Below are 20,364 nucleotides of genomic sequence, written 5' to 3'. Positions count from 1 at the left end.
GGCCACGGAGGGTCACTTTCCGTTCACTCGCGTCCCGTCAGTCTCGCGTGCAGCGACAGCGCGGAGGCGTCGGTGAGGGAGGCGATCTGGTCGACGATCACCCGCTTGCGCGCCCGGTCGTCGTCCGCCGCGTCGAACAGCGCGCGGAACTGGGGGTCCAGTCCGTCGGGCGCGCGGGCGGTCAGCGCCTCGGCCAGCTCGGCGACGATCACCCGCTGGTCGGCGCGCAGCCGCTCCTGCTCGGCGCGCTGCATCACATACCGGTCCGCGACCGCCTTGAGCACCGCGCACTCCATCCGGGCCTGCCGGGGTACGACCAGCCGGGCGGCGTACCGGGTGAGCCGGCCCGTGCCGTACGCGGCCCGGGTCGCGGTCTCGGCGGCCAGGCAGAACCGGCCGATGAGCTGGCTGGTGGCGTCCTTCAGCCGGGCCTGGGCGACGGCCGTGCCGTCGTAGCCGTGCGGCCACCACTCCTCGTCCTGGAGGCGGTCCAGGGCGGCGTCGAGTTCGGCCAAGTCGGTACCGGCGGGGACGTAGCGGCCGACGGCCACCTCGAACACCGCCCGCCGTTCCGGCTCCGCGTGCAGGCAGCCGGGGTCGATGTGGCCGGCGTGCAGTCCGTCCTCGACGTCGTGCACCGAGTAGGCCACGTCGTCCGACCAGTCCATGACCTGCGCCTCGAAGCAGGTGCGGGTGGCGGGGGCGTGGGCCCGGACCCAGTCGAAGACGGCGCGGTCGTCGTCGTACACACCGAACTTCGGTGACCCGGGCGCGGTGGGGTGCCCGCCGCGCGGCCAGGGGTACTTGGTGGCGGCGTCGAGGGTGGCGCGGGTGAGGTTCAGCCCGACGGAACGGTCCTCGGTGAACCGTTTCGGCTCGATGCGGGTGAGGAGCCTGAGGGACTGGGCGTTGCCCTCGAAACCGCCGCAGTCGTCGGCGAACTCGTTCAGCGCGCTCTCGCCGTTGTGGCCGAAGGGCGGATGACCGAGGTCGTGGGCGAGACAGGCCGCCTCCACCAGGTCCGGGTCACAGCCGAGGGCCGCGCCCAGTTCCCGGCCCACCTGGGCGCATTCCAGGGAGTGGGTGAGACGGGTGCGCGGGCTGGCGTCCCACATCCGGTTCCTGGTTCCCGGGGCCACCACCTGCGTCTTGCCGGCCAGTCGGCGCAGGGCGGCGGAGTGGAGGATGCGGGCGCGGTCGCGCTGGAAGGCGGTACGGCCGGGGCGTTTGTCGGGTTCGGGGGCCCAGCGTTCGGCCGACGCCGGGTCGTACGCCGGGTCGTATGCCGTGCCGTATGCCGTGGGGAGTGCGGTGCCTTCCATGGATCGACAGTAAGCCTGATCGCCTGCCTGGTTCTCCTTTCGGGCGGCCGCGGGTTCGTTGCGGCTTGTCGCGCCCACGCGGCGCAGCCGCACATCGATACGGCCCCGCGTCCCTAGGCGGCTTCGGCCCACCCTGTGGACAGGCTCTGGTCGTAGCGGTGGAGCACCAGGCGGGCCATCGTCTCGTGCGCGCCCAGCGGCGCCGAGGCGATCCATGGCGCCTGGGAAGCGCACTGCGTCGCGAAGCGGCCCGGAGCCGTGAAACAGGAAGCGACCGCCACCCGGTGCCGGCCCCCGGCCGCCAGGGCGCGCAGGGCCGTCGGGACCGTCGGGGTCGCCGCCGAGGCGTACGCGGGGACGACCGGGACGCCCAGGCGGCCGGCCAGGAGGCGGGCCGTGCGGCGGATGTCGGTGGCCGAGTCCGGGTCGCGGGAGCCCGCCGCCGCGAGGACGACCGCGGTCGTGCGGCGGGCGGCGCCGTCCAGGGTGGCCGGCCAGCCGGACTCGGTGAGGCGGGCGTGCAGGGCCTCGGCGAGCAGCGGGTGCGGGCCGAGCGGAGCGGCCACGCTCGCGCGTACCGGTGCCTGGGCGGCCAGCTCGGGGATGTCCTGCTTGACGTGGTAGCCCCGGCCGAGGAGCAGCGGGACGAGGACGGCGCGGGTGTCGCCGAGGGCGGCGAGGGTGTCGGGCAGCAGGGGCTCGTTCAGCTCGATGTGGCCCAGGCGGACCGGCAGGCCGGGGCGCAGCGCGCGGACCCGTGCCTCCAGGGCCCGGACGGTGGTGAGCGCCCGCGGGTCGCGGCTGCCGTGGGCGACCAGGACCAGGGCGGGCGGTGCCGGGCGGCGGCTGCCCGGCGGGGGGACCGGCCGGACGCGGGTGCGAAGTGGGGTCGACGCCGTCATGGCAGGATCCTGGCCCCCGCAGGTTGCGCCCCCGTTGCCGGACCGTCACGGGCGTTTTCCCTACCATCACCCCGGCCGGCGGCGGGATGTGAGGCGAACCGGACGGGCGCCGGCGGCGTCCTCCTCAGTCGGGGACGGTCGGACCGGGAACGATCCGGTCCGGGGACGATCCGGTCCGGCATGGTCAGGGGGGCGTCGTATGAGGATTCGCCGGCCACGATGGCCGCGTACCCGGGCCGGGCGGCGACGGCTGCTGTGGGCCGTGATGGCCGGGTGTGTGCTGGCGCTGCTGCCGGCGACCTGGCTGCGCCTGGCCACGGCGGACCGGCTGCGGACCACGGCGGACGTGCCGCGCACCGAGGTCGCGGTGGTGTTCGGGGCGGGGCTGTGGCACGGGAAGCCGTCGCCGTATCTCGCGCACCGGCTGGACGCGGCGGCGAAGCTGTACCGGGCGGGGCGGATCGAGGCCGTCCTGGTCACCGGGGACAACAGCCGCGCGGACTACGACGAGCCCGACGCCATGCGCGCCCACCTCACGGAACACGGGGTGCCGGACCGGCGGATCGTCGGCGACTACGCCGGCTTCGACACCTGGGACTCCTGCGTCCGGGCGAAACGGATCTTCGGGGTGGACCGGGCGGTGCTGATCAGCCAGGACTTCCACATCCGGCGGGCGGTGGCGCTGTGCCAGGCGGCGGGGGTGGACTCGTACGGCGTCGGGGTGGCCGCCGAACACGACGTGACCTGGTACTACGGCGGGACGCGCGAGCTGTTCGCGGCGGGCAAGGCGGCGCTGGACGCGGTGTTCCGGCCGGATCCGCGGTTCCTCGGGCCCCGGGAGCCGGGGGTGGCGCGGGCGCTGGCCGCCGGCCGCTGACGTGCCCGCCGACCGGTCCGCCGACCGGTCCGCCGTCCTCACGGTGGGCCGGACGGCGCGGGGAGGTGGCCGTGCCGGGGGTGTAACCGGAGGCGGCCCGGGGGCGTAACACGGCGGACGCACGCTGGGCGGCATGGAGAAGACCTCGACGCCCACCCACTGCCCGTACTGCGCCCTGCAGTGCGGGATGAACATCACGCCCCTTCCCCAGGGGGGCGTCGAGGTCACCGAACGGGCGGACTTCCCGGTCAACCGGGGCGCGCTGTGCGGCAAGGGCCGCACGGCGGCCGAGGTGCTGTCCCCTGCGGTACGGCTGACCACCCCGCTGGTGCGCGAGGGCGGCCGGCTGGTGCCAGCGGACTGGCCCGAGGCGCTGGACCGGATCGCCGGGCGGCTCGCGGCGACCCGGGAGCGGTACGGCCCGGACGCGCTGGGCGTGTTCGGCGGGGGCGGACTGACCAACGAGAAGGCGTACGCGCTGGGCAAGTTCGCGCGGGTGGTGCTGGGTACCTCGCAGATCGACTACAACGGCCGGTTCTGCATGTCGTCGGCCGCGGCGGCGGGCACCAAGGCGTTCGGCCTGGACCGGGGGCTGCCGTTCCCGCTGGAGGACATCCCGAGGACGGGGTGTGTGATCCTCGTCGGCTCCAACCTGGCCGAGACCATGCCGCCGTCGCTGCGGTTCTTCACCGAGCTGCGGGAGAACGGCGGCACGCTGATCGTCGTCGACCCGCGCCGGACGAGGACCGCCGAGCAGGCCGACCTGCACCTGGCGCCCCGCCCCGGCACCGATCTCGCCCTGGCGCTCGGCCTGTTGCACCTGGTGGTGGCCGAGGGGCGGACGGACGAGGCGTACATCCGGGAGCGGACCACGGGCTGGGAGGAGGCGCGGGCCGCGGCGATGGCGCACTGGCCGGAGTACGTGGAGCGCATCACCGGCGTGCCGGTTCCCCGGCTGCGCCAGGCCGTACGCATGTTCTGCGAGCCCGAGGCGGCGATGGTGCTCACCGCGCGCGGACCGGAGCAGCAGTCCAAGGGCACGGACACGGTGGGCGCGTGGATCAACCTGTGCCTGGCGACCGGCCGGGCGGGGCGGCCGCTGTCCGGGTACGGCTGTCTGACCGGGCAGGGCAACGGGCAGGGCGGGCGCGAACACGGCCAGAAGGCCGACCAGTTGCCCGGCTACCGCAAGCTGGACGACCCGGCGGCGCGGCGGCACGTGGCCGGGGTGTGGGGCGTGGACCCGGACAGCCTGCCGGGTCCCGGGCGCAGCGCGTACGAACTCCTCGACGCGCTCGGCACGGACGTGCGGGCGCTGCTGCTGATGGGCTCCAACCCGGTGGTGTCGGCCCCGCGCGCGGCCCATGTCGAGGAGCGGCTGCGCTCGCTGGACTTCCTGGCCGTGGCCGACGTCGTGCTGTCGGAGACGGCGGAGCTGGCCGACGTGGTGCTGCCGGTGACCCAGTGGGCGGAGGAGACGGGCACGACGACCAGCCTGGAGGGCCGGGTACTGCTGCGCCGACGGGCGGTCGCCCCGCCATCGGGCGTCCACAGCGACCTGTACGTCCTGCACGAGCTGGCCGGCCGGCTCGGCGTGGAGAAGGGCTTCCCGACCGACCCGGAGGAGGTCTTCGCGGAACTGCGCCGCGCCAGCGCGGGCGGCCCGGCCGACTACTCGGGCATCACCTACCGCCGCCTGACCGAGGAGAACGGCGTCTTCTGGCCTTGCCCGGAGGAACCGCCCGCCACGGCCGGGCCGGCCGACAGGGCGGTGATCGCCGGGGTCGTCGAGACCGCCGGGACCGCTGAAGCCGGCGGCGGGGACGCACCCCCGGTCGTTCTGCCCGGTGGCGGGGGCGTGGTTCCGGTCGGCCTGTCCGGGGGGCCGGGGGATGCCGACGGCTGCGCCCCCGTACATCACCCCGGCACTCCCCGCCTCTTCCTGGACCGTTTCGCCACCCCGGACGGGCGGGCCCGGTTCGTGGCCGTGGTGCACCGGGCGACCGCCGAGGAGCCGGACGCCGAGTATCCGCTGCTGCTGACCACCGGCCGGGTGGTGTCCCAGTACCAGTCGGGGGCGCAGACCCGGCGCGTGGCGGAGCTGAACGCGGCGGCGCCGGGACCGTTCGTGGAGCTGCACCCCCGGCTCGCGGCCCGGCTGGGCGCGGCCGACGGGGATCCGCTGGCCGTGGTCTCGCGGCGCGGCCGTGCCGTGGCGCCGGCCCGGATCACCGACACGATCCGCCCGGACACCGTCTTCATGCCCTTCCACTGGCCGGGCGAGGGCCGCGCCAACACCCTCACCAACCCGGCGCTGGACCCCACCTCCCGGATGCCGGAGTTCAAGTCGTGCGCGGTGCGGGTGGAGGTCGTAGGGCGGTCGTAGGGCCACGGTCGGAGCGCGGTTCGGTCCGGGGGACGCGGTGGGCGGGGGGCGCGCTCGCGTAGGTTCGGGGTATGTCCGACAAAGAGCACTACGACCTCGACGCCTACCTGGACCGGATCGGCTGGAAAGGTGAACGGCGAGCCGACCTGGCCACCCTGCGGGGCGTGCACCTGGCGCATTCACTGGCACTGCCGTTCGAGAACCTGGACCCGGTGGCGGGCTCGGCCCCTTCCCTGGCGCCCGGCGACCTGATGGCCAAGATGGTGCGCGGTCGGCGCGGCGGCTACTGCTACGAGCACAACACCCTGCTGCGGCTGGCGCTGGAGGCGCTCGGGTTCCGGGTGACCCCGCTGGCCGGGCGGGTGGTGCTGGGCGCCGGGGAACCGGAGAGCCGGCCGCGTACGCACGCGATGCTCCAGGTGGAGGTGGCGGGCGAGCCGTGGCCGTATCTGGCGGACGTCGGCTTCGGCGCGGTCGGCGCGCTGCTGCTGCCGGTGCCGCTGGTGAGCGGCACCGGGTTCGAGGGCGCCGGGCGCCGGCACCGGCTGGCGCGGCTGCCGCACGAGGGGCCGTCGGAGCTGTGGGAGTTGCGGGCGTACGACCCGCGGACCGGGCGGTGGCAGGGCCAGTACGTGTTCACCCGGGAGCCGTTCACGGCGGGCGACTTCGAGGTGTTCAACTGGTTCGTCGCCACCCACCCGCGCTCCCCGTTCACCCGCCGCCCCTACCTCCAGCGGGTCCTGCCCGACGGCCGCCATCTCTCCCTGGACGGCGGCCTGCTGACGGAGACACTGGCCGACGGCACGGTCACCGAGCGCGTGCTGACCGACGAGGCGGAGACGCGGCGGATGGTGGTGGAGGAGTTCGGCATCGCCGTGCCGGAGGGCACCGCCCTGCTCGGCTGAGCCGACGGCGGGCGGGCCGGTCGCCGCCCGGGGCCGGGGGGCGGGCGGTGGCGGGCGGTTCGCCGTACCTCTACGGCGGTCACCGGTTCTCCGCCAAGATCCGCAAAGCTCCACCACGACCCCTATGGACATGACATGTCATGCCCACTTAAATCTCGGGAACCAGCGCCACCCCCCACGCCTGACGGGCGCCTTCCCGAGGAGACAGATGAGCCGGATACGGCAGCATGCCCGAGGAACCCGCCGCACGGTCACCGCCGGTGTCGCCGCCGCCACCGCGACCCTGCTGGCCGTCGGCCTCTCCCCCACCGCCCACGCCGAGGGCGCACGGACCCGGGCCACCGCGATCGACAACGCGGCCTCCGCGCTCCTGGCCCACGCCTCCGCCCTGGGCCTCACCGCCCCCCAGGACACCAGCGTCCGGGACGTGATCGTGGACAAGGACGGCACCCAGCACGTCCGCTACGACCGCACCTACCGCGAACTCCCCGTCCTCGGCGGCGACTTCGTCGTCCACCTGGCCCCGGACGGCACCTACCTGGGCGCCGACCGCGCCACCCGGCGGACCGTCTCCGTGCCCACCGTCACCCCGTCGGTCTCCGGCCCCGAGGCCGCCGGTCTCGCGGTGGGCGCCCTGCGCGCGGCCCACCCCGGCACGGCGCTGAAGCAGGCCAAGGCCAAGCCGCGGCTGGTGGTCGACGCCCTGCACGGCACCCCCAGGCTGGCCTGGCGCACCACCGCCGTCGGCCTGGACTCGCTCGGCAATCCGGTCGCCCGGACCATGCTGACCGACGCCCGCACCGGCGCCCGGATCGACGCCTGGGACAGCATCGAGACCGCCACCGGCGACGGCGCCTCCCTCTACAGCGGGACCGTGCCGCTGGAGACCACCCCGTCCGGGTCGTCGTACCAGCTCAAGGACCCGACCCGGGGCAACACCTACACTGGTGACGCGGCGAACAAGACCGATCTGTGCATCCTCGGCATCTGCTTCAGCCGGGCCCCCGCGACCCTGTTCTCGGACACCGACAACCACTGGGGCACCGGTGCCGCGGCGGACCGCGCCTCGGCCGCCGTCGACGCCCAGTACGGCACCGACCGGACCTGGGACTACTACAAGAACGTGCACGGCCGTACCGGCATCGCCGGGGACGGCAAGGGCTCGTACAACCGCGTCCACTACGGCAGCAACTACAACAACGCCTTCTGGGACGACAGTTGCTTCTGCATGACGTACGGCGACGGCGACGGGACCACCTTCGGGCCGCTGGTCGCGCTCGACGTCGCCGGGCACGAGATGTCCCACGGGGTGACCTCGAAGACGGCCGCGCTGACCTACTCGGGCGAGTCCGGCGGGCTGAACGAGGCCACCTCCGACATCCTCGGCACGATGGTGGAGTGGTACGCGGACAACCCCTCCGACGCCGGTGACTACCTCATCGGCGAGAAGATCGTGAAGCCCGGCTTCGGCAAGGCGGCGCTGCGCTTCATGGACAAGCCCTCGCGGGACGGCGGTTCGGCGGACTACTGGAGCTCGTCGGTCGGCAACCTCGACGTGCACTACTCCTCCGGCGTCGCCAACCACTTCGCCTACCTGCTCGCCGAGGGCAGCGGCGCGAAGACCGTCAACGGCGTCGCCTACGACTCGCCGACCTACAACGGCGCCAAGGTCACCGGCATCGGCCGGGACAAGACCGGCAGGATCTGGTACCGGGCGCTGACGGTCTACATGACGTCCTCGACGAACTACAAGGGCGCCCGTACGGCGACCCTGAACGCGGCGAAGGACCTCTACGGCGCCGGCAGCGCGGAGTACGACGCCGTGGCGGCGGCCTGGAGCGCGGTCAACGTCGGCTGACCTCCGCCGGACGTTCCGGGGCCGGTGTCCGCCCGGGCACCGGCCCCGGTGTGCGTACCGGCGGACGCGCTGACGTGTCGTCACCCGTTCACCGGCACCGCCACTCCATTCGTGCTCTTTTCATAATTCTTCCTCCCGGTTGCCCCGCACCCGCCCGCGACCTGCCGAAACGCCGCGCGGGCTCACCCGCGCGGGTGGCGGGGCCGCCACCCGTTCACCGCATTCCTGACGCCTCCTCGGCAAGCGGGTCGGCCGCCGAGCCACTTATCTCGGAAGGGCAGGGGCGCACCCCTGGACGAGTCGGACAAGCTCTGGGGAGCACCATGCAACGCACTGCCCGTCTCCTGGCCGGTACCGCGCTCGCCGTCGCCGCCGCGGCACCCGCCCACGCCGTGGCCGCCACGGACCCGGCGGCGCCGCGCACGACGGCTCCGGCCGGCCGGCTGGAGGTCCGGCCCGCCACCGTGACGCCCGGCGGCCAGGTCACCGTGAGCACGGCCGCGTGCGGGTCGCCGGGCGCCGCGACCGGGGACGCGGGCGCGCTCGGCGCCGGCACCTTCCCGCTGGCGCCCGGCACCGAGAAGGGGCGGGTGTCCGGCCGGTTCCGGGTGCCGCCGAGCGCGCAGCCGGGCACGTACGAGATCGTCGCCCGGTGCGCCGAGGGGGACCTCCAGGTGGCGGGCGACCTGGTGGTGGCGCTCAGCGCGGTGCACGGCCAGGTGCAGCCGCGCGGAAGCGTGAAGACGGGGGTCGGCGGCGGACTGGGCCCCGACCCCGTGCAGACCACGGCGGGTGTGGCGGCTCTGGCCGTCGCCGCCGCGGGCGGTACCTGGCTCCTGCATCGCCGGGCGAGAGGCGACGGGATCTGACGGACACCCTCCGCTGTCCGTCCACCGGTACCGCACACCCCACCCCCTCCGGGTCCGACGCCCCTCGCGGCCCGGAGGGGGAGGGCATCCGAAGGACCCCACCTGGGAAAGAGGGGCCGCACATGCACGACAGCGACGGGGAGGCCGGGCGAGTCGACAGCGGTGGGGGCGCCGGGGGTGGCCGGCCCGGCCGAAGGGGCTCGGGTGGTGGGAAAGCCGGGCGGGGGCGCCGGGGTCGGCTCGGGGACGGTGTCATAGCCGCCGTCACCGTGGTGGCCCTCGGCTCGGGGGTGTGGCTGCTGGCCGGCACCGGTCCGCGGACCCCGCCGCAGCCGACGGCCGCCGAGGGCCGGGCCGAGCCCGGCGGCGAGCGGAACGCGGCCCCCGCCCTCGCGCCCTCGCCGCCGCTGCGCGTCCGCATCCCCGCGATCCGCGTGGACGCGCCCCTGACCGGCCTGTCCCTCACCCCCTCCGGCAGCCTGGACGCCCCGCCCGCCGAGGAGCGGAACCTGGCCGGCTGGTACGAGGCCGGGACCACGCCCGGGGAGACGGGCACCGCGATCGTCGCCGGCCATGTCGACAACGCCGACGGCCCCGCCGTCTTCTACCGCCTCGGCGCGCTCAAGCGTGGCGACCGCGTCGAGGTGGACCGCCGGGACGGCACCGTGGCGCTGTTCACGGTGGACGCGGTGGAGGTGTACTCGGCCCGCGACTTCCCCGACGACAAGGTGTACGGCGCCGCCCCCCGCCCCGAACTCCGCGTCATCACCTGCGGCGGCGGCTACTCGAAGACCACCGGCTACCAGGGCAACGTGGTGGTGTTCGCGCACCTGACGGAAGGCCGCTGACCGCCCGCCCCCCTACGGCGCGATCCTCAGCGCGCCGCCGGTTCCACGCCCAGTACGTGCCTCTTCCCCCACGCCGCCAGCGGCTCCAGCGCCTCGTTCAGCTGGTCGCCCATCTCGGTCAGGGAGTACTCGACGCGCGGCGGCACCTCCGCGTAGTCCTCACGGTGCACGATGCCGTCGGCCTCCAGCTCCCGCAGCTGCGCGGCGAGCACCTTCTCCGTGACGCCCGGCAGCAGCCGGCGCAGCTCCCCGAACCGGCGGGTGCCCTCCCCCAGCGCCCACAGGATCAACACCTTCCACTTGCCGTCGATGATGTCCATCGCCGCGTCGGTACCGCAGTGGTACGCCCCCGGCCGTCGCCCCACCGGCATGCCGTTCCCCCTTCCGACCCGCAGGCTTCCCCGCGGGTAACCACCCACTCCAAAGTACGTACTTACGCGCGGTGGCTCTCCGGAGGGAGCCTAGTCGCCATGAACGACACCACGTCTTCCTCCGGCCCCCGTACCTCCCTGACCCTGCTCGGCACCGGTGCCATGGGCACCGCGCTCGGCCGCGCCTGGCTCGCCGCCGGGCACTCCCTGACCGTCTGGAACCGCACGCCGGAGCGGACGGCCGCGCTGACCGCCGAGGGCGCGGTGGCCGCCGACAGCGCGGCGGCGGCCGTGGCCGCGAACCGGCTCGTCGTGGCCTGCCTGCTGGACGACACCTCGGTGGGCGCCGCCCTGGAAGGTGCCGACCTGACCGGCCGGGACCTGGTGAACCTCACCACCGGCACCCCCGCCGACGCCCGCGCCCGCGCCGCCTGGGCCGCGGAACGGGGCGCTCGCCTGCTGGACGGCGGGATCATGGCCGTACCGCCGATGATCGGCACGCCCGGCGCCTTCGTGTTCTACAGCGGTGACCCGGAGCTGTTCGAGGAGCACCGGGACACCCTCGCCGTCCCGGCCGGCACCGAGTACGTCGGCGCCGACCCGGGGCTCGCCGCGCTGCACGACGTGGCGCTGCTGACCGGCATGTACGGCATGTTCGCGGGGATCACGAGCGCCTTCGCGCTGATGCGGGACACGGACGTGGCCCCCAAGGAGTTCGCCCCGCTGCTCGTGTCCTGGCTGAACGCGATGGCCGGCCAGGCGCACGGCATGGCCGACCGGCTCGCCTCCGGGGACTACACCACCGATGTCGTCTCCAACCTCGCCATGCAGGTCGCGGGCACCGGCACCCTGCTGCGCACGGCCGAGGAACAGGGGATGAGCCCGGAACTGATCACCCCCTTCTTCGACCTGATGCACCGCCGCCTGGCCGACGGCCACGGCACGGAGGACACCACCGGCCTGACCGACCTCCTGCGAACCCGCTGACCACCGGCATCCGGTGGCACCGGAGCCCGCCGTCCGCCAGGGCCCGGTGACCGTCTGGTCCGAATGACCGCCAGGGCCCGGTGACCACCCCGGGACCCGGCGTCCGCCTCCCCCTCCCCCCTTCGCGCCCCGCCCCCACTCCCCCGCTCCTCCCACTCCCCCGCTCCCCCCACACCCCCACACACCGCGCCCCGCTCCCGCCCGGCCCCCTCACACCCCCCGCCCCGCCCCGCTGAGGGCAGCGTTCCTCCCGGGAAACAGGCGTGATGCCGCCGGGTAACCTCCGGCCCGCACGCTCGGGGACATGACCTCGAATACGCGTGTGGTGGTGATCGGCGCCGGCCTCGCGGGCGTACGGCTCGCCCGGCGCCTCGGTGAGCTGGGCACGCCCGCGCTGCTCGTCGGCGACGAGGAGCACGCGCCGTACAACCGGGTGCTGCTCGCCGAGGTGCTGGCCGGCCGGTACGCGCCGGAGGTGATCACCCTCCCGCCGCCGGCCGGCCTGCTGCGCACCCGCGTCACCGGCATCGACCGCGCCGCCCGTACCGTCTCCTGCGCCGACGGCATGTCGATCGCCTACGACACGCTGGTCCTGGCCACCGGCTCCAACCCGGTGCTGCCCCCGCTGCGCGGCCTGTTCACACCCGACCGGCGGCTGCCCGAGGGCGTCCACTCCTTCCGCACCCTCGACGACTGCCTGGGCCTGACCAAGGCGGTCCGGCCGGGGGTGCGCGCCGTCGTCATCGGCGGCGGCCTGCTCGGCGTCTCCGCCGCCCGCGCACTGGCCGTCCGCGGCGCCCAGGTGGTCCTCGCCCAGCAGGCCGAACGGCTCATGGAGCGCCAGCTCGACCCGGACGCCTCCCGCCTGGTGCGGCGCCACCTGACCGACCTGGGCGTGGAGGTGCACACCGAGTGCCGGGTGCGGGACGTGCGCTGCGTGGCCGGCGCGGTCCGCTCGGTGGAGCTGGCCGACGGCTACGCCCTCGACGCCGACCTCGTCGTCCTCGCCTGCGGGGTACGCCCCCGTACCGGGCTCGCCGAGCAGGCGGGCCTCGCCGTGCGCAAGGGCGTCCTGGTGGACGACGAGCTGCGCACCTCCGACCCGCGCATCCACGCCATCGGCGACTGCGCCCAGCACGACGGCACGGTCTACGGCCTGGCCACCCCGGCCCTCGAACAGGCCGAGGCGCTCGCCGAGTTGATCGCGGGCGACGCCGGCGCCCGCTACCGCGGCACCCGTTCCCTGACCCGGCTGACCCTGACCGGCCCCGGCTCCCCCTTCGACCTCGCCGCGTTCGGCGAGACCGAGGCGCGCCCCGGCGACGACGTCGTACGGCTCGCCGACGCCACCCGGGGCACCTACCGCAAGGTCGTCGTCCGCGACGACCGCCTGGTCGGCGGGGTCCTCGTCGGCGAACTCGGCACCGTCGGCGCGCTCGCCCGCGCCTGGGAGGGAGCGGAGCCGCTCCCCGACGACGGGCCCCTGCTGCACCTGCTCACCAACGATGGAGGCTCCTGAATGACCGCCACCCCGGGGGCCACCCCCACGATCGTGCTCGTCGGCCACGGCATGGTCGGCCAGCGCTTCCTCGAAGCGCTGGCCGAGCGCGGCCTGACCGCCACGCACCGCGTGGTCGTGCTGTGCGAGGAGCCGCGCCCGGCGTACGACCGCGTGCAGCTCACCTCGTACTTCTCGGGCCGTACGCCCGAGGATCTCTCCCTGACCGACCTGGAGTTCATCAAGGACCACGGCATCGAGCTGCACATCGGCGACCCGGCCGAGACCATCGACCGCGCGGCGCGGACGGTGACCGCCCGCTCGGGCCTGGTCGTGGACTACGACGTCCTCGTCCTGGCCACCGGCTCCTACCCGTTCGTGCCGCCGGTGCCGAACAAGGACGCCACCGGCTGTTTCGTCTACCGCACCATCGAGGACCTGCTCGCCATCGAGGAGTACGCCAAGTCCCGGGCGACGACGGGCGCGGTGGTCGGCGGCGGGCTGCTCGGCCTGGAGGCCGCCGGCGCGCTCAAGGGGCTCGGACTCGACGCGCACATCGTGGAGTTCGCGCCGCGCCTGATGCCGGTGCAGGTGGACGAGGGCGGCGGGGCGGCCCTGCTGCGCACCATCGAGCAGATGGGCCTGACGGTGCACACCGGCGTGGGCACCCAGGAGATCGTGACCGGCCCCGACGGTGCCGTGACCGGCATGAAGCTGTCCGACGGCTCCGAACTGGCCACCGACCTGGTGGTGTTCAGCGCCGGTGTCCGCCCCCGCGACCAGCTGGCCCGGGACGCGGGGCTGACGGTCGGCGAGCGCGGCGGCATCGCGGTGGACGAGCAGTGCCGGACCGTGTCCGACCCGCGTGTCTTCGCGATCGGCGAGTGCGCGCTGGCCGCCGACGGCCGGGTGTACGGCCTGGTGGCGCCGGGCTACGAGCAGGCCGAGACGGCCGCGGCCACCATCGCTTCCGACGAGGCCGCCTTCACCGGCGCCGACCTGTCCACCAAGCTGAAGCTGCTCGGCGTGGACGTCGCCTCCTTCGGCGACGCGCACGGCACCACCGAGGACTGCCTGGACGTCGTCTACTCCGACTCGCGCGCCGGCCTGTACAAGAAGCTGGTCATCGGCGCGGACGGCACCCTGCTCGGCGGCATCCTGGTCGGCGACGCGGAGGCCTACGGCACCCTGCGCGCCCTCACCGGCTCGGTGCCCCCCGTCTCCCCCGAGTCGCTCGTCCTGCCCGCCGGAGCCGGCGCGGGCGACCGGCTCGGCCCGTCCGCCCTGCCGGACGACGCCATCATCTGCTCCTGCCACAACGTCACCAAGGGCACCATCCGCGGCGCGGTCACCGAGCACAGCTGCACCACCGTGCCCGAGGTGAAGAAGTGCACCAAGGCCGGTACCGGCTGCGGCAGTTGCGTGAAGGTGCTGGGCCAGCTGGTCACCGCCGAGCTGGAGGCGTCCGGCGTCGAGGTCGACAAGGGGCTGTGCGGCTGCTTCGCCCAGACCCGCGAGGAGCTGTACGAGATCGTCCTCGCGCTGCGCATCACGTCGTACCGGGAGCTGCTGGACCGCTACGGCCGCGCGGACGCCCGGGGCGGGGAGGGCTGCGAGGTGTGCAAGCCGACGGTCGGCTCGATCATCGCCTCCCTCGCCCCCGCCATCGGCGCGAGCGGCTACGTCCTGGACGGCGAGCAGGCCGCGCTGCAGGACACCAACGACCACTTCCTCGCCAACCTCCAGAAGAACGGCTCCTACTCGGTGGTGCCGCGCATCCCCGGCGGGGAGATCGCGCCCGAGAAGCTGATCGTGATCGGCGAGATCGCCCGGGACTTCGGCCTCTACACGAAGATCACCGGCGGTCAGCGGATCGACATGTTCGGCGCCCGGGTGGAGCAGCTGCCGCTGATCTGGGCCCGGCTGGTGGACGCCGGCTTCGAGTCGGGGCACGCCTACGGCAAGGCGCTGCGCACGGTGAAGTCGTGCGTGGGCTCCACCTGGTGCCGGTACGGCGTGCAGGACTCGGTGAGGATGGCGATCGACCTGGAGCTGCGCTACCGGGGCCTGAGGTCCCCGCACAAGCTGAAGTCGGCGGTCTCCGGCTGCCAGCGCGAGTGCGCGGAGGCCCAGTCGAAGGACTTCGGGGTGATCGCCACGGCCGGCGGCTGGAACCTGTACGTCGGCGGCAACGGCGGCGCCACCCCGCGCCACGCGGACCTGCTCGCCCAGGACCTGTCCGACGCCGAACTGGTCCGGCTGATCGACCGGTTCCTGATGTTCTACATCCGCACCGCCGACCGTCTGGAGCGCACCTCCACCTGGCTGGAGCGCCTCCCCGGCGGCCTGGACCACGTACGGGACGTGGTGGTGCACGACTCGCTCGGCATCTGCGACGAGCTGGAGCGGCTGATGCGGGAGCACGTCGCGCACTACCGGGACGAGTGGGCCGAGACGGTGGGCGACCCCGAGAAGCTGGCCCGGTTCGTGTCCTTCGTGAACGCCCCGGACACCCCCGACCCGGTGGTCTCCTTCGTCCCGGAGCGCGACCAGATCAAGCCCGACCTGCCGTTGCTGTCCATCGGGCTGCGGCCCGCCGACGACGTCCTGGAAGGAAGCGCCCAGCGATGACCCTGGCAGTTGAGACGACCGACGTGAAGGTCCAGCTCCGGCTGGCGGACGCCTGGTTCACGGTCTGCGACCTGAGCGTGCTGGTCCCCGGCCGCGGGGTGGCCGCCCTGCTGCCGGACGGCCGGCAGGCGGCCCTCTTCCGGGACCGCGCCGACCGGCTGTACGCCGTCGGCAACCGCGACCCGTTCACCGGCGCGGCCGTCCTCTCCCGGGGCCTGACCGGCACCCACCAGGGCCGCCCCTTCGTGGCCTCCCCCCTGCTGAAGCAGCGTTTCGACCTGCTCAGCGGCGCGTGCCTGGACGACGAGGCGGTGCGGATCCCGGTGTACGCGGTGCGCACGGTGTCGTCGTCACCCGCAGCCTCTTGACGGACAGGTTTCTTGACGGATCGGTTCAGTAAATCTAGGCTCGCCCACATGGGCAGGACCAAGGAATTCGACCCGGACGCCGCGCTCCAGTCGGCACTCGAGCTGTTCTGGCGGCGCGGCTACGAGGCCACCTCGATGGCCGACCTGGTCGAGCACCTGGGCATCGGCAGGGCGAGCCTGTACGCCACCTTCGGCAGCAAGCACGAGCTGTACCTGAGGGCGCTGGACCGGTACGGGCAGGCGCAGCAGCCGGTGCTGGTCCGCGAGCTGTCCGCGCCCGGCCCGGTGCTGCCGGCCGTGCGCGGCCTGGTCCGGCGGTTCGCCGCCGAGGCCACCGCGGCGGCGAGCCGGGAGCAGGGCTGCCTGGTCACCAACACGGCGGTCGAGCTGGCCCCGCACGACCGGGAGGCCGCCCGCCGGGTGGAGCACAGCTGGGACACCATCGAGACCTTGCTGCACTCCGCCCTGACGCGCGCGCGGGCGCAGGGCGAGCTGGCGCCGGACCGCGATCCGCTGGCCCTCGCCAGGATGCTGTTCGTGCTGCTCCAGGGCCTCAGGGTGGTCGGCAAGGCGTCGGCGGACCCGGCCCGGGTGCGGGACGCGGCGGAGCAGGCCCTGGCACTGCTGGACTGAGGACGCGCCTCTTGCGGAGGCGCGTTTTTCCGACCCCGATACTGAACCGATCGTTCAAGACAAAAGGGACTTCACCATGACGCACCGCTTCTCCGGCCGGACCGCTCTCGTCACCGGCGCCGGCTCCGGCATCGGCCGGGGGGTGGCCCTCGCCCTCGCCCGGGAGGGCGCCCAGGTCGTCGTCGCCGGGCGGCGCCGCGCGCCCCTGGACGAGACCGTGGCGCTGATCGAGGGCGCGGGCGGCAAGGCGCTTGCCGTGACCGCCGACGTCTCCCGGGCCGGACAGGTGCGGGACCTGGTGGCCGCCGCCGTGGACCGGTTCGGCTCGCTGGACGTGGCGGTCAACAACGCCGGTGTCCTCCAGGGCCGCGGGCGCCCCGTGGGCGAGCTGCCCGAGGAGGACTGGCACCGGATGATGGACATCAACGTCACCGGGGTCTTCCTCGCCCTCCAGGCCGAGATCGCGCAGATGCGCACGCAGCCGGACGGCGGCGCGATCGTCAACATCGCCTCCCGGATCGGCATGCACAGCCGCCTGCCCGGCGTCGCGGGCTACGCCGTCAGCAAGGCCGCCGTGTCGGTCCTCACCCGCGCCGCCGCCCTGGACCACATCGCCGACGGCGTGCGCATCAACGCCGTCAGCCCCGGCTCCACCGCCACCGGCATGTCCTTCAAGCCCGGCGAGACCGAGGCCGACCGGGCCGCGCGGATGCGCACCGAGGTGCCGCTCGGCCGGGTCTCCACCATCGAGGAGGTGGCCGCGGCGGTGCTGTACCTCGCCTCGGACGACGCGGCCTCGGTGGTCGGCGCCGACCTGGTGATCGACGGCGGCTCCACGGCCTGAACCGGCCCGTCCCCGCGGGTCGGCCGGTTCCGCGGGTCGGCCGGTCCCCGTCCCGCGGGTCAGTCGATCCCGGACCGTTCCACCCCCGCCACGATCCACCGCTGGAAGCACAGGAACACCAGCAGCAGCGGCAGGATCGACACGGCCGCCGCGACGAACAGCTCGTGCAGTCGTACGACCTGCGCGGTCGTGAACGAGGACAGGGCCACCTGCACCGTCCAGGCGCTCTGGTCCTGCCCGATCACCAGCGGCCACAGGAAGGAGTTCCACGCGCCGAGGAACACGATCGTCCCCACGGCCGCGAACACCGGACGGGCGTTCGGGACGACGATCCGCCAGTACGTCCGCCAGTACCCGAGCCCGTCCACCTGCGCGGCGTCCTCCAGCTCCCGGGGGAAGCCGAGGAAGTACTGCCGGAAGACGAAGCAGGCGAACGCGGAGAACAGCGTCGGCACGATCAGACCGCGCAGCGTGGAGACCCAGCCCAGCGACGACACCAGCACGAAGCCGGGCACGAAGGTGACGGCCGCCGGGACCAGCAGCGTGCCCAGGATGCCGTAGAACACCTTGTTCGCGTGCCGGTAGGGGATGCGGGCCAGGCCGTAGCCGGCGAGGGAGGCGAGCAGCAGGGTGCCGACGGTGGTGGCGACGGCGATCAGCGCGGAGTTGAGCAGGGACCGGGCGAACGGCACCGACGGGTCCTCGAACAGCTCCCGGACGTTGCCCCACCGCACCTCGGCGGGGAAGAAGGTCCACTCCGGGGAGGTGATGTCCCGCTCGTCGGCCAGCCCGTTGCGCACCAGCAGGTAGAAGGGGACCAGGAAGAGCAGGGCGAGCGCGATCAGCAGGGCCAGCCTGAGCGCCCGCCCGGCCCGCACCAGGGCGTCATCCATCGCCGTCCGTCCTTCCCAGGCGCAGCCAGCGCGCCTGTGCCACCGTGACGACCGCGACGACCAGCGCCAGGATCACCGCGCCCGCGCTGCCGAGGCCCAGGTTCTGCCCCTGCCCGAGCGCGGTGTAGTAGAGGTAGACCAGCGGCGGCCGGGCGTACGGCGGATAGCCCCGGGCGTCGGACAGCAGGTTGTAGAACTCGTCGAAGGCCTGGAAGGCGCCCACGACGAGCAGCAGCAGCACCGCGACCGAGGTGCCCCGCAGCTGCGGCAGGGTGATGTGCCGCAGCACCGTCCAGCCGGGCCGGGCCCCGTCCACGGCCGCCGCCTCGTACAGCGCCGGGTCGATCCGCTGGAGCCCGGCGAGGAACAGGATCATGTAGAACCCGGCCTGCAACCACAGCCGTACGGTCACGATGACCAGCCAGTACCAGGGCGGGTAGGTGGTGGACAGCCAGGCGACGGGCTCCCCGCCGAACCAGCCCAGCACGGTGTTCGCCAGCCCGAACCGCACCCCGTTGAAGATCGACATCTTCCAGATCAGCGCGGCCACCACATAACTGCACGCGGCCGGCAGGAAGAACACCGACCGGAAGAACGCCCGCGCCCGGCGGACCCGGTTGACCATCAGGGCGAGGGCCAGGGAGAACCCGTAGGTGACCGGCACGATGAAGACGGTGAAGAGCAGGAACGTCTTCAGGCTGTCCAGGAACGCCGCGTCCCGCAGCATCGCCGTGTAGTTGTCCAGCCCGGTGAAGCGGGTGGGCGTGACGGTGTTGTGCGCGTCGAAGAAGCTCAGCCAGACGCTCCACAGCAGCGGTACGCAGGTGAACAGCGCGAGCCCGAGCGCGAACGGCCCGACGAACACCCAGAACCACAGGGCTCTGTGCCGCCTCACCGGCGCACCCGGGCGATCTCCTGGACCACCTTCCCTACGACGGCCCGCAGTTCACGCTCCGGATCCGCCCCGTCCTTGATGATCCGGCTGAGGGCGTCCTGGTAGGCGGTCTGGCCGGCCGGGGTCCACAGCAGCGGCTGGGCGTAGCCGTGGTCGGTGGCGAACCGTACGACGTCGGCGGCCGGGCCCTCGCGCAGCGGGGCGGCCTCGGTGGCCAGGGAGCGCCGGGCGGGGATGTGGAAGCCGTAGGAGAGGGCGAAGTCCTTCTGGTAGTCGGTGCGTTCGACCCAGAGCCATTTCACGTACTCCTTGGCCGCTTGCCTGTGCCTGCCGCGGGCGCTGACGGCGGCGCCGTAGGCCCCTACGGGTACGGCGGGCCGGCCCTGGGCGCCGCCGTCCGCCGGGAACGGCAGCACCCCGAAGTCGTCCCCGAGTTCGCTCTTGATCCGGGGCAGCGCCCACAGACCCGACCACTGCATCGCGGTCAGCCCCTGGAGGAGGGCGGAGGGGTCGGACCAGTCGGCGGGCGCGCCGAGGAGCAGGGACTTGTCGGCGTACAGCCGGCGCAGTTTGCCGAGGGTGCGGGCGGCGGCGGGATCGTCGAAACCGACCCGGCCGTCGTCGGTGACGAGCGGAAACCCGGCCGCGTGCAGGGGAGTTCCGCCCAGCACCCCGACGCCTCCGTCGTTGCCGAGGAAGAGGCCCTTGGTCGTGTCGTCGGTCAGCGCCCGGGCGGCGTCGACCAGGGCGTCCAGGGTGGTGGGCGGCTCCACACCGGCGTCGCGCAGCAGGCTCTTGCGGTAGTACAGCACCTGGGTGTCGACGACCTGGGGAATCCCGTAGACCCTCCCCTCGTGGGTCTTCGGCGCGAGCACGGCCGGGTTGAAGTCGTCCCTGACGCCCGCCAGCAGGTCGGTGAGATCGAGGACCTGGCCGCCCCGGATCTGGTCGAGGGTGGGCCCGTTGACCTCGAAGACGTCCGGCCCGGAGTCGGTGAGCAGGGCGGCGGCGGTCTGCTGGTCGTAGTTGCCCGGCCGCCACTGCACCGAGACCTCGGCCTCGGGGAAGGCGGCGGCGTACCGCCGGACGGCCCGTTCCGTGCCCGGCTCGCCGTACTGGTGGTACCACTGGGACAGCCGGGGCCCGGAACCGCCGGCCCCGCGCCCGGTGTTCGATCCGCACGCCGTGAGCAGTCCGGTGCCCGCGCCCGCGGCCAGCAGTGTCCTGCGGCTGATCGTCATCGTGTGCCCCCTGACGTCCGTCATCGATGCACGGCC

At 73.9% G+C, this 20,364-nt stretch carries 18 protein-coding genes; 12 read left to right on the top strand and 6 right to left on the bottom strand.

Annotated elements, in window-relative coordinates; all coding sequences use genetic code 11:
• Nucleotides 1-23: 23 nt before the first annotated feature.
• A complete protein-coding gene (locus ABD350_RS08540; protein WP_344347201.1) occupies nucleotides 24-1,322 on the bottom strand; it encodes a deoxyguanosinetriphosphate triphosphohydrolase in 1,299 nt (432 codons plus the stop codon).
• Between the two features lie 113 nt (nucleotides 1,323-1,435).
• The gene (locus tag ABD350_RS08535; RefSeq protein WP_344347200.1) at nucleotides 1,436-2,224 is read right to left on the bottom strand and encodes a sirohydrochlorin chelatase; all 789 of its coding nucleotides are present in this window, start codon (nucleotides 2,222-2,224) and stop codon (nucleotides 1,436-1,438) included.
• A gap of 199 nt (nucleotides 2,225-2,423) precedes the next feature.
• On the opposite strand from ABD350_RS08535, the gene ABD350_RS08530 reads away from it, so the two are divergent.
• The 6 genes from ABD350_RS08530 to ABD350_RS08505 all read left to right on the top strand — a co-directional run bounded on the left by ABD350_RS08530 (nucleotide 2,424) and on the right by ABD350_RS08505 (nucleotide 9,967).
• Nucleotides 2,424-3,101 carry a SanA/YdcF family protein gene (locus ABD350_RS08530; protein ID WP_344347199.1) on the top strand — a complete coding sequence of 226 codons (678 nt, stop codon included), beginning with the start codon at nucleotides 2,424-2,426 and terminating at the stop codon, nucleotides 3,099-3,101.
• Nucleotides 3,102-3,234: 133 nt separating this feature from the next.
• Nucleotides 3,235-5,487 (top strand): molybdopterin oxidoreductase family protein, encoded by a 2,253-nt coding sequence (locus ABD350_RS08525; RefSeq protein WP_344347198.1) that lies wholly within the window; start codon nucleotides 3,235-3,237, stop codon nucleotides 5,485-5,487.
• Nucleotides 5,488-5,558: 71 nt separating this feature from the next.
• Nucleotides 5,559-6,392, top strand: coding sequence for an arylamine N-acetyltransferase family protein (locus ABD350_RS08520; protein ID WP_344347197.1), 834 nt, complete (start codon nucleotides 5,559-5,561; stop codon nucleotides 6,390-6,392).
• 208 nt (nucleotides 6,393-6,600) lie between these two features.
• Entirely contained in the window at nucleotides 6,601-8,250 is a 1,650-nt protein-coding gene (locus ABD350_RS08515; RefSeq protein ID WP_344347195.1) for a M4 family metallopeptidase, read from the top strand.
• A gap of 323 nt (nucleotides 8,251-8,573) precedes the next feature.
• Complete coding sequence (locus tag ABD350_RS08510) at nucleotides 8,574-9,119, top strand: hypothetical protein (RefSeq protein ID WP_344347194.1); 546 nt, start codon at nucleotides 8,574-8,576, stop codon at nucleotides 9,117-9,119.
• Nucleotides 9,120-9,391: 272 nt separating this feature from the next.
• Nucleotides 9,392-9,967, top strand: a complete 576-nt coding sequence (locus ABD350_RS08505; protein WP_344347193.1) for a class F sortase — start codon at nucleotides 9,392-9,394, stop codon at nucleotides 9,965-9,967.
• 26 nt (nucleotides 9,968-9,993) lie between these two features.
• Here the strand turns inward: ABD350_RS08505 and ABD350_RS08500 are convergent, their stop codons facing one another.
• Nucleotides 9,994-10,338, bottom strand: a complete 345-nt coding sequence (locus ABD350_RS08500) for a winged helix-turn-helix transcriptional regulator (protein WP_344347192.1) — start codon at nucleotides 10,336-10,338, stop codon at nucleotides 9,994-9,996.
• A 99-nt stretch (nucleotides 10,339-10,437) separates the two neighbouring features.
• On the opposite strand from ABD350_RS08500, the gene ABD350_RS08495 reads away from it, so the two are divergent.
• The 6 genes from ABD350_RS08495 to ABD350_RS08470 all read left to right on the top strand — a co-directional run bounded on the left by ABD350_RS08495 (nucleotide 10,438) and on the right by ABD350_RS08470 (nucleotide 17,299).
• The gene (locus ABD350_RS08495) at nucleotides 10,438-11,325 is read left to right on the top strand and encodes an NAD(P)-dependent oxidoreductase (RefSeq protein WP_344347191.1); all 888 of its coding nucleotides are present in this window, start codon (nucleotides 10,438-10,440) and stop codon (nucleotides 11,323-11,325) included.
• 304 nt (nucleotides 11,326-11,629) lie between these two features.
• Nucleotides 11,630-12,844 carry an NAD(P)/FAD-dependent oxidoreductase gene (locus ABD350_RS08490; RefSeq protein ID WP_344347190.1) on the top strand — a complete coding sequence of 405 codons (1,215 nt, stop codon included), beginning with the start codon at nucleotides 11,630-11,632 and terminating at the stop codon, nucleotides 12,842-12,844.
• Nucleotides 12,845-15,454 carry a nitrite reductase large subunit NirB gene (gene nirB, locus ABD350_RS08485; RefSeq protein ID WP_344347189.1) on the top strand — a complete coding sequence of 870 codons (2,610 nt, stop codon included), beginning with the start codon at nucleotides 12,845-12,847 and terminating at the stop codon, nucleotides 15,452-15,454.
• Nucleotides 15,451-15,822, top strand: a complete 372-nt coding sequence (nirD, locus tag ABD350_RS08480; RefSeq protein WP_344347188.1) for a nitrite reductase small subunit NirD — start codon at nucleotides 15,451-15,453, stop codon at nucleotides 15,820-15,822. Before nirB ends, nirD begins: the two co-directional genes overlap by 4 nt.
• Nucleotides 15,823-15,870: 48 nt before the next feature.
• Nucleotides 15,871-16,455, top strand: coding sequence for a TetR/AcrR family transcriptional regulator (locus tag ABD350_RS08475; RefSeq protein WP_344347187.1), 585 nt, complete (start codon nucleotides 15,871-15,873; stop codon nucleotides 16,453-16,455).
• 76 nt (nucleotides 16,456-16,531) lie between these two features.
• Nucleotides 16,532-17,299 carry an SDR family NAD(P)-dependent oxidoreductase gene (locus ABD350_RS08470; RefSeq protein ID WP_344347186.1) on the top strand — a complete coding sequence of 256 codons (768 nt, stop codon included), beginning with the start codon at nucleotides 16,532-16,534 and terminating at the stop codon, nucleotides 17,297-17,299.
• A gap of 59 nt (nucleotides 17,300-17,358) precedes the next feature.
• On the opposite strand, the gene ABD350_RS08465 is transcribed toward ABD350_RS08470, so the two are convergent.
• From ABD350_RS08465 to ABD350_RS08455, 3 genes are read right to left on the bottom strand one after another with little or no spacing between them, the layout of a single operon-like run.
• A complete protein-coding gene (locus ABD350_RS08465) occupies nucleotides 17,359-18,192 on the bottom strand; it encodes a carbohydrate ABC transporter permease (protein WP_344347185.1) in 834 nt (277 codons plus the stop codon).
• On the bottom strand, nucleotides 18,185-19,087 hold the full coding sequence (locus ABD350_RS08460) for a carbohydrate ABC transporter permease (protein ID WP_344347184.1): 903 nt from the start codon (nucleotides 19,085-19,087) through the stop codon (nucleotides 18,185-18,187). Before ABD350_RS08460 ends, ABD350_RS08465 begins: the two co-directional genes overlap by 8 nt.
• Nucleotides 19,084-20,328, bottom strand: a complete 1,245-nt coding sequence (locus ABD350_RS08455) for an ABC transporter substrate-binding protein (protein WP_344347454.1) — start codon at nucleotides 20,326-20,328, stop codon at nucleotides 19,084-19,086. Before ABD350_RS08455 ends, ABD350_RS08460 begins: the two co-directional genes overlap by 4 nt.
• Nucleotides 20,329-20,364: the final 36 nt, after the last annotated feature.

The organism is Streptomyces nogalater, assembly GCF_039532885.1.
GTDB classification, from domain to species: domain Bacteria; phylum Actinomycetota; class Actinomycetes; order Streptomycetales; family Streptomycetaceae; genus Streptomyces; species Streptomyces nogalater.
Note: the sequence above shows the minus strand (reverse complement) of the source record. Positions and strands in the feature narration are given on the sequence as shown.